The organism is Pseudomonas sp. FW306-02-D09B (genome assembly GCF_058782685.1).
Genome location: NZ_JBYSXY010000002.1, coordinates 529,077 through 537,086, shown reverse-complemented (window position 1 = coordinate 537,086; position 8,010 = coordinate 529,077). Strand labels below are relative to the sequence as shown.

The 8,010-nt window shown below is 56.8% G+C and carries 9 protein-coding genes; 1 reads left to right on the top strand and 8 read right to left on the bottom strand.

The genetic code is table 11. The annotated features are described in order from the left end of the window. Positions 1-84 precede the first annotated feature (84 nt). From msrQ to AC3WK5_RS06665, 6 genes are all read right to left on the bottom strand, one after another. Positions 85-705, bottom strand: a complete 621-nt coding sequence (msrQ, locus tag AC3WK5_RS06690) for a protein-methionine-sulfoxide reductase heme-binding subunit MsrQ (protein WP_103320093.1) — start codon at positions 703-705, stop codon at positions 85-87. Beyond that, positions 705-1,718, bottom strand: a complete 1,014-nt coding sequence (msrP, locus tag AC3WK5_RS06685) for a protein-methionine-sulfoxide reductase catalytic subunit MsrP (protein ID WP_103320095.1) — start codon at positions 1,716-1,718, stop codon at positions 705-707. Before msrP ends, msrQ begins: the two co-directional genes overlap by 1 nt. 63 nt (positions 1,719-1,781) lie before the next feature. Further along, the gene (gene pssA / locus AC3WK5_RS06680; RefSeq protein ID WP_054595577.1) at positions 1,782-2,639 is read right to left on the bottom strand and encodes a CDP-diacylglycerol--serine O-phosphatidyltransferase; all 858 of its coding nucleotides are present in this window, start codon (positions 2,637-2,639) and stop codon (positions 1,782-1,784) included. Between the two features lie 144 nt (positions 2,640-2,783). Continuing rightward, positions 2,784-3,800 (bottom strand): ketol-acid reductoisomerase, encoded by a 1,017-nt coding sequence (ilvC, locus tag AC3WK5_RS06675; RefSeq protein ID WP_003185459.1) that lies wholly within the window; start codon positions 3,798-3,800, stop codon positions 2,784-2,786. 48 nt (positions 3,801-3,848) lie between these two features. Then, a complete protein-coding gene (gene ilvN, locus AC3WK5_RS06670; RefSeq protein ID WP_003205610.1) occupies positions 3,849-4,340 on the bottom strand; it encodes an acetolactate synthase small subunit in 492 nt (163 codons plus the stop codon). 2 nt (positions 4,341-4,342) lie between these two features. Further along, positions 4,343-6,067 (bottom strand): acetolactate synthase 3 large subunit, encoded by a 1,725-nt coding sequence (locus AC3WK5_RS06665; RefSeq protein WP_103320126.1) that lies wholly within the window; start codon positions 6,065-6,067, stop codon positions 4,343-4,345. A gap of 399 nt (positions 6,068-6,466) precedes the next feature. Between AC3WK5_RS06665 and AC3WK5_RS06660 the strand changes: the two genes are divergently transcribed. Next, positions 6,467-6,889 carry a DUF4124 domain-containing protein gene (locus AC3WK5_RS06660; RefSeq protein WP_103320097.1) on the top strand — a complete coding sequence of 141 codons (423 nt, stop codon included), beginning with the start codon at positions 6,467-6,469 and terminating at the stop codon, positions 6,887-6,889. Positions 6,890-6,911: 22 nt separating this feature from the next. Here the strand turns inward: AC3WK5_RS06660 and AC3WK5_RS06655 are convergent, their stop codons facing one another. Both AC3WK5_RS06655 and AC3WK5_RS06650 read right to left on the bottom strand, forming a co-directional pair. Then, positions 6,912-7,247: a YqcC family protein gene (locus AC3WK5_RS06655; protein WP_103320099.1), complete on the bottom strand. Its 336-nt coding sequence runs from the start codon at positions 7,245-7,247 to the stop codon at positions 6,912-6,914. Next, positions 7,247-8,005: a tetratricopeptide repeat protein gene (locus AC3WK5_RS06650; protein WP_054595574.1), complete on the bottom strand. Its 759-nt coding sequence runs from the start codon at positions 8,003-8,005 to the stop codon at positions 7,247-7,249. Before AC3WK5_RS06650 ends, AC3WK5_RS06655 begins: the two co-directional genes overlap by 1 nt. Positions 8,006-8,010: the final 5 nt, after the last annotated feature.

Below are 8,010 nucleotides of genomic sequence, written 5' to 3'. Positions count from 1 at the left end.
TTTGTTTACCAAGGAGTTTTCCGTTTCGACTGCGCCGGAAGTGGGGCGAATTATAGACTTCCAGAATCTGCCGTCAAGGGTTAATTACGCTTTTGTTGCAGAAGGTGCATTTCTGGTCATCAAACGAGGGATTCGGCGCATTACAGAGGGTGCTCGCAGCATTAATAGCAGTGCGCCTATAGATGCATAGATCGCCCACTCCTTTAGATCCGCCCGAACTATCCAAAGCATATGCAGTAATCCAAGGCCAAGAATCACATAGACCAAGCGATGCAACTTTTTCCAACGGCCACCCAATCGTCGCTGACTATAACGATTGGATGTAACCGCCAGCGCCAGAAGACCAAGAAATCCCAGACTGCCGAAAATAATGTACGGCCGCTTGCTCAGCTCCACCCCCAACTGAGACCAATCTAGACCGAGAATGAAAACCAGATAGCCACTCAAATGCAGAACAACATAAGCGAAGCACCACAGCCCGAGCTGCCGCCGAATGGCAATCCACCCTGCCCATCCTGTCAGCTTTTGTACAGGCGTCATGCTCAAGGTGACCAATAGCAGGACCAGAGCCCCCAACCCCAGTCGATCCACCAGCACTTTTCCGGGATCCGGTCCCAAGGCAAAACTCCAGGCTTCATACAGCCAGAGCAATGGCCACACCGCCGCAACTATAAAGACGCTAATGCGCCACACTGGAAAACGCATCAGTAATTCTTCCGCAAATCGAGGCCTGTATAGAGAGAAGCGACTTCATCTGCATAGCCATTGAACATCTGCGTCTCACGCACATTAGGCTTGAACAACCCGCTCGGTAGGCGCCGCTCCCTGGCCTGAGTCCAACGCGGGTGATCAACCGTAGGGTTCACGTTCGCGTAAAAGCCATACTCATCGGATGCAATGCTCTGCCAAGTGGTTTTCGGTTGCTCGCTGACCAGACTGATACGTACGATGGATTTGACGCTCTTGAACCCGTACTTCCACGGCACCACCAAGCGTAAAGGCGCGCCATTCTGATTGGGCAGCTCGCGGCCGTACATGCCGACGGCAAGAATCGCCAACGGATTCATCGCCTCGTCCAGACGTAGCCCTTCTACATAAGGCCAGTCGATCAAGGCGAAACCAGAACGCTGCCCAGGCATGGTCTTGGGGTCCTGCAAGGTTTCAAAACGAATGTACTTTGCTTTGGATGTCGGCTCGACCTGGCGAAGTAACGCCGAGATGGGAAAACCGATCCAGGGAATCACCATCGACCAGGCTTCTACACAGCGCAGACGATAGATGCGCTCCTCCAACTGATACGGCTTCATGAAGTCCTCCAGCGCATAACGCCCTGGCTTACCCACCTCGCCATCGACAACCACAGACCACGGCTCGGTTTTCAGTGCGCCAGCATTTTGCGCTGGATCGCCCTTGTCGGTACCGAACTCATAGAAGTTGTTGTAGTGAGTCGCGTCCTTGAACGGCGTGATCGCCTCATCCTTGACGGTCACCGCCTCCCATTTGGTTGCAGGGAGCTTTTCGGAAAACCAGGAAGGCGCCTTGCCCGACTCGACATCCGCGTACCGAGCCGCGCTGTCAGCGCTGGCCCATCGTGGCAGGCCGCTGACCGCCATACCGGCGATCGCCCCACCAAGCACACTGCGACGAGAGAGATAGAGAGACTCAGGCGTGACGTCCGACTCATGAGAGTCGGACGACTTGGGAAACTTGAATAACATGGCAACTCCGCAGAATTGGAGGACAGATGCACCAATAGACTGCGGAGTATGGGGGAAATTACATCACTCGGCGTTTTTGTGCCGACGAAGATGCAACAGGTACTGCACCGGGCCAGAAGCTGCATAGGCGAGAAAAACCAGCAGCAGAATGCGTGGCGGATCGCTGAAGACCACTGCAAACACCAGCACCACCGCCAGGATCGCCACGAAAGGTACGCGACCTTTCAGGTCCAGTTCCTTGAAGCTGTTGTACTTGATGTTGCTCACCATCAACATCCCGGCGGCTGCAACCATCAGCGCAACCAGGAAGGACATCTTGGAGCCCTGAATCCCATAATCGCTGAATGCCCAGACAATACCTGCAACCACACCTGCCGCAGCCGGACTGGCCAGACCGATGAAGTAGCGCTTGTCTGCAGTGCCGACCTGGGTATTGAAGCGCGCCAGACGCAATGCCGCGCCTGCGACATAGATGAAGGCAACCATCCAGCCAACCTTGCCCATATCCCCCAGTGCCCAGCCGAATGCCAGCAACGCCGGCGCAACACCGAAGGCAACCATGTCCGACAGCGAGTCGTACTCGGCACCGAAGGCGCTTTGGGTATTGGTCATGCGGGCAACGCGGCCATCGAGGCCGTCGAGGACCATGGCGACAAAAATCGCGATCGCCGCAAAAGCAAAGTACTTGCTCGCGCTTGCAGCATCACCGGCACTCAAGGCGCTCTGGGCACTCATCGAGTTGATGATGGAATAGAACCCTGCGAACAGGTTCGCAGTGGTGAACAGATTCGGCAGAAGATAGATACCACGATGCCGGACTTTACGGCCTTCAGCGTCATGCCCTTCTTCGACATGCTCATCGATGGGTAGCAGGCTTTCGGCGTCAGAGGCCTGGTTTGGCTCTTCGGGACGTTCGCTCATGGACATTACCTTGCAACGGTGTGGAAAGTTTCGACAGGTGTCTGCGACAACGGTTCGGCCGCAAACGATGCAGCTTTATACCAGAACCGACCACTCAAACGAAAAAACGCGGCCTAAGCCGCGTTTTCTGTACAAGCTCGTGACTTAGTTTTTGGCTTTGTCGACGATTTTGTTGGCGCCGATCCACGGCATCATCGAGCGCAGTTGCTCGCCGATGATCTCGATGCCGTGTGCAGCGTTGTTACGACGCTTGGCGGTCATCGAAGGATAGCCGGTAGCACCTTCGCTGATGAACATCTTGGCGTATTCGCCGTCCTGAATACGTTTCAGGGCATTACGCATAGCCTGACGGGATTCAGCGTTGATGACTTCAGGGCCGGTAACGTACTCGCCGTACTCGGCGTTGTTGGAGATCGAGTAGTTCATGTTGGCGATACCGCCTTCGTACATGAGGTCAACGATCAGCTTCAGTTCGTGCAGGCATTCGAAGTAGGCCATTTCTGGCGCGTAGCCAGCTTCAACCAGGGTTTCGAAACCGGCTTTGACCAGTTCAACGGTACCGCCGCACAGAACGGCTTGCTCGCCGAACAGGTCGGTTTCGGTCTCGTCCTTGAAGGTGGTTTCGATGATGCCGGTACGGCCACCGCCAACGCCGGCAGCGTAGGACAGTGCTACGTTTTTGGCGTTGCCGGAAGCATCCTGATAGATAGCGATCAGGTCAGGGATACCGCCGCCTTTTACGAACTCGGAACGCACGGTGTGGCCCGGAGCCTTCGGCGCGATCATGATCACGTCGAGGTCAGCGCGCGGCACAACCTGGTTGTAGTGGATCGCGAAGCCGTGGGAGAAGGCCAGGGTGGCGCCTTTCTTGATGTTCGGCTCGATTTCGTTCTTGTACAGGGCAGACTGGAACTCGTCCGGGGTCAGGATCATGACCAGGTCGGCAGCGGCAACAGCAGAAGCAACGTCAGTCACTTTCAGGCCGTGAGCTTCGGCTTTGGCAACAGTGGCCGAACCTTTACGCAGACCGACAGTAACGTCAACGCCGGAGTCTTTCAGGTTGCACGCTTGAGCGTGGCCCTGGGAACCGTAACCGATGATGGCAACTTTCTTGCCCTGGATGATCGACAGGTCACAGTCTTTATCGTAGAAAACTTTCATGAATTTCCCCTATATATCCAGGCCGTTCAGGCCATTCGCTAATTTGGTTTAGATGCTGAGTACTTTGTCGCCACGGGCAATCCCGGTGACGCCACTGCGTACGGTTTCCAGAATCGAGGCAGTGCCGATCGACTGAATGAAACTGTCGAGCTTATCGCTGGTACCGGTCAATTGAACGGTATACACGCTGGCACTGACATCGACGATCTGTCCACGATAAATATCGGTAGTGCGTTTGATCTCGGCGCGCTGGGCGCCGGTGGCCTTGACCTTGACCAGCATCAGTTCGCGCTCGATGTGAGCGCTTTCCGACAGGTCGACCAGCTTGACCACTTCGATCAGCTTGTTCAGGTTCTTGGTGATCTGCTCGATGATTTCATCGTGGCCAACAGTGGTCAGCGTCAGACGCGACAGGGTCGGGTCTTCGGTAGGTGCCACAGTCAGGCTCTCGATGTTGTAGTTGCGCTGCGAGAACAGGCCGACTACACGAGACAGAGCGCCCGGTTCGTTTTCCAGAAGCAAGGAAATAATATGCCGCATGATTACGTACGCTCCGTCTTGCTCAGCCACATATCGCGCATGGAGCCGTCTTTGATCTGCATCGGATAGACGTGCTCGCTGGTGTCGACCGAAATATCGAGCACCACCAAGCGATCTTTCATGGCGAACGCTTCCTCCATCTTCGACTTCAAATCCTTCGAGTCGGTGATGCGCACGCCGACGTGACCATAGGCCTCTGCCAGCTTGACGAAGTCAGGCAGCGATTCCATGTAGGAGTGCGAGTGACGGCTGCCGTAACTCATGTCCTGCCACTGGCGAACCATACCCAGAACACCGTTGTTCAGGATGACGATTTTTACCGGCAAACCGTATTGCAGGCAGGTGGAAAGTTCCTGAATGTTCATCTGGATACTACCCTCGCCCGTCACGCAGGCGACGTCGGCATCCGGGAAGCTCAACTTGATGCCCATCGCCGCAGGGAAACCGAAGCCCATGGTGCCCAGGCCACCGGAGTTGATCCAGCGGTTCGGCTTATTGAACTTGTAGTACTGCGCCGCGAACATTTGGTGCTGACCCACGTCGGAGGTCACAAAGGCATCGCCCTTGGTCACTTCGCAGAGGGTTTCGATCACGGTTTGCGGCTTGATAACGCTACCGTCGCCCTTTTCATACGGGAACAGACCACGATCACCGCGCCACTCGTCAACTTGCTTCCACCAGCTGGCAACAGACTCCTTGTTCGGGGTCTCGCCGATTTCCTTGAGGATCGCGACCATTTCGGTCAGGACGCTCTCAACCGGGCCAACGATAGGCACGTCTGCCTTGATGGTCTTGGAAATCGAAGCCGGATCGATGTCGATGTGAATGATCTTGGCGTTCGGACAGAACTTGGCCGGGCCGTTGATCACGCGGTCATCGAAACGCGCGCCGACAGCGAGAATCACGTCAGCATGGTGCATGGCCAGGTTGGCGGTGTAGCTACCGTGCATGCCGAGCATGCCGATGAACTGACGGTCGGTGCCAGGGTAGCCACCCAGGCCCATCAGGGTATTGGTCACTGGCAAGTTGAGCATTTGCGCCAGTTCGGTCAGCGGCGCGGAGCCACCGCCGAGGATCACGCCGCCGCCCGAGTACAGCACGGGACGCTTGGCCGCCAGAAGCATTTCTGCTGCCTTGCGGATTTGCCCGGAGTGACCACGAACCGCCGGGCTGTAGGAACGCAGCTTGGCTTTTTTCGGGAAGACGTATTCGAATTTTTCGGCCGGGTTGGTCATGTCTTTCGGGATATCGACAACGACAGGACCGGGACGACCGGATTGCGCCAGGTAGAACGCTTTCTTCATGACTTCCGGGATTTCCGACGCGTGCTTGATCATGAAGCTATGTTTCACGATCGGCCGGGAGATACCGATCATGTCGGTTTCCTGGAACGCATCGGTGCCTACCATGGTGCTAGGCACCTGGCCGGAAATGATCACCATCGGAATGGAGTCCATGTAGGCCGTGGCAATACCGGTGATGGCGTTGGTTGCGCCCGGCCCGGAGGTCACCAGTACTACGCCGGCTTTACCGGTAGCACGGGCATAGCCGTCAGCCATATGGGTCGCAGCCTGTTCGTGACGAACCAGGATGTGGGTCACTTCCGGTTCTTTGAACAGGGCATCGTATACATGAAGGAGAGCACCACCCGGGTACCCGTAGATATATTTGACGCCTTCGTCACGCAAAAAGCGGACGAGCATCTCACCGCCAGATAAAAGCTCCACGTTGTTCACCTCTAAAACGCCAGAATACCGCCCACATAAGGGGACGGGTCTTAATAGGTTTACTTCTCGGCAGAGCATGAGCGACGGTGGTCGCCGACTACGTCAGCACTGACTGAGCAAGTATTGGGATCGTCCCAAGTGTTGCGGGGCTTTCCCACCCAGCGCGAGGTAACGCGTTGCGGGTGTAACAGGTCGGCGCGGATGTGCGCCTCATGATCTGCCGAGCGGGCCTGCTTCTGGCAGTCCCTCTACAGCGGACTTTGGATTCTTCTGTTTCGCCCTCTGCAAGTCAAGCCGTCAATGTGCTTTATTCGAACTAAGCGCATGAGAACGCAAGAAAAAACCTATAAACAGCAGGTGTGTTAGCTTCAATTGCGCAACCCACGACAAGGAAACGGCATGCGAACGTTGATCTTCACGGCCAGTCTGCTGATTGGCCTGAGCCCTTTGTGCATGGCCAGTCCGATCTACACATGGATTGATGGCCAGGGCGTTACCCATTTCGATGCACAGCCGCCTCAAGGGCAGGAAGCCACCACCGTAGTGAAACCCGCCCTGCCCGCTGGCAAACCGACCACCCCGCCGCGCAACAGCGCGACAGGCGATCAACAGGCCATCGATAGCACAGTGAAAAAGCAGGTCGCAGAGCAGCAAGCCCAGCTCAAGACGTTCTGCGAACAGGCACGAACGAACCTGGCTCAACTGCAGAACAATCCGAGGTTACGTGAGGAAGTCGACGGTGAGATGCGTCGCCTGACAGACCAACAGCGTCAGGAACGCACCACCGAAACACAAAAACAGATCAAGGATAACTGCCAGTAGTCAGGCACTGGCAGTTTCCGGCTTAGCGGGAGGCCGTGATGAGCTGATCGAACTCTTTGAGCAAGGCTTGCAACCGCCGATCCTTGCCCTGGACATTACGCGCAGCAAAGACCATCTCGGCCATTTCCTGAATGCCCGAGGCGTTCGGCAGCGGCAGGTTGTTCTCAAGGATGATCTTCATGCGCGGCAGGAAGATCCATTGCAGCCACTGCTCGAAATCCAGCATATCGACGGAAAATGGCTCGACGCTGGCCAGCGCTTCAGCGCTTGGCGGAACCTCGTCCCACCAGCCCTGAAGACGCAACTCACGCTCGATCAGCAGCAGCTGTTCGGCGATCTTCGGAAAACGGACATCCATCAGAGCGAAACCTTGGCCTTTTGACGAGCCTGCGCCGCGCCTGCGGAGTCGCCCTGTTTCTCACGCGCCTGGGCGATCAGTTCCCACAGGCTCGCCTGCAGATCCGGACGCCCATTGGCAAACGTCAAACCGCGGCGAGCGAACTGCTCGGCTTGCGCTGCATCACCTTGGGCCAAGCGCACCTGCGCCAGACGATAAAGCACTTGCGGCTCACGCGGAGCAACCCGTTGAGCACGCTCGAGGCTGGAAGACGCACCATTGAGATCGCCGCTCGCCTGTTGCTGCTGTGCGGTGGTCAGCAAGGCCAGTACCGGACCGTCAAGCTGCTCGTCGGCAGACAATCCGCCGCCGCTGCTCGCAGGAGGAATCCCGCTCGGCGTCGATGGCATGCTGTAGTTACCCTGATTGATTGGTGCCGACTGCATCGGTCCGCTGTCATACGTCCCCGGAGTAATCGGACCGGAACTGGTCGGGCCAGGACTGATCGGCTGCGTGCTGATTGGCGTCGACGTCGTCGCGCCACCGCCCGGGATCATTACCACCACGCCAGTGTCACCCTGCGGGATCGCCTGAGTCTGGGCTTGTGCCGGCCGTTTCACGGTGCTTTTACGGAAACCGCCATTGGCAGAAATCCGCTCACTGTTGGACACGGCCGTACCGGAGTCGACCACTGGAATCGAGCCGTGCTGCACATTGGAGCAACCGCTGAGCAAAGCCAGGGCTGTCACCGTAACCGCTGGAATAAACCACTTGTTCACTTGAA

What these genes read in the sequence shown, in the direction of transcription:
- msrQ (WP_103320093.1), bottom strand. Translation starts at nt 705, where the DNA reads ATGCGTTTTCCAGTGTGGCGCATTAGCGTCTTTATAGTTGCGGCGGTG.
- msrP (WP_103320095.1), bottom strand. Translation starts at nt 1,718, where the DNA reads ATGTTATTCAAGTTTCCCAAGTCGTCCGACTCTCATGAGTCGGACGTC.
- pssA (WP_054595577.1), bottom strand. Translation starts at nt 2,639, where the DNA reads ATGAGCGAACGTCCCGAAGAGCCAAACCAGGCCTCTGACGCCGAAAGC.
- ilvC (WP_003185459.1), bottom strand. Translation starts at nt 3,800, where the DNA reads ATGAAAGTTTTCTACGATAAAGACTGTGACCTGTCGATCATCCAGGGC.
- ilvN (WP_003205610.1), bottom strand. Translation starts at nt 4,340, where the DNA reads ATGCGGCATATTATTTCCTTGCTTCTGGAAAACGAACCGGGCGCTCTG.
- AC3WK5_RS06660 (WP_103320097.1), top strand. Translation starts at nt 6,467, where the DNA reads ATGCGAACGTTGATCTTCACGGCCAGTCTGCTGATTGGCCTGAGCCCT.
- AC3WK5_RS06655 (WP_103320099.1), bottom strand. Translation starts at nt 7,247, where the DNA reads ATGGATGTCCGTTTTCCGAAGATCGCCGAACAGCTGCTGCTGATCGAG.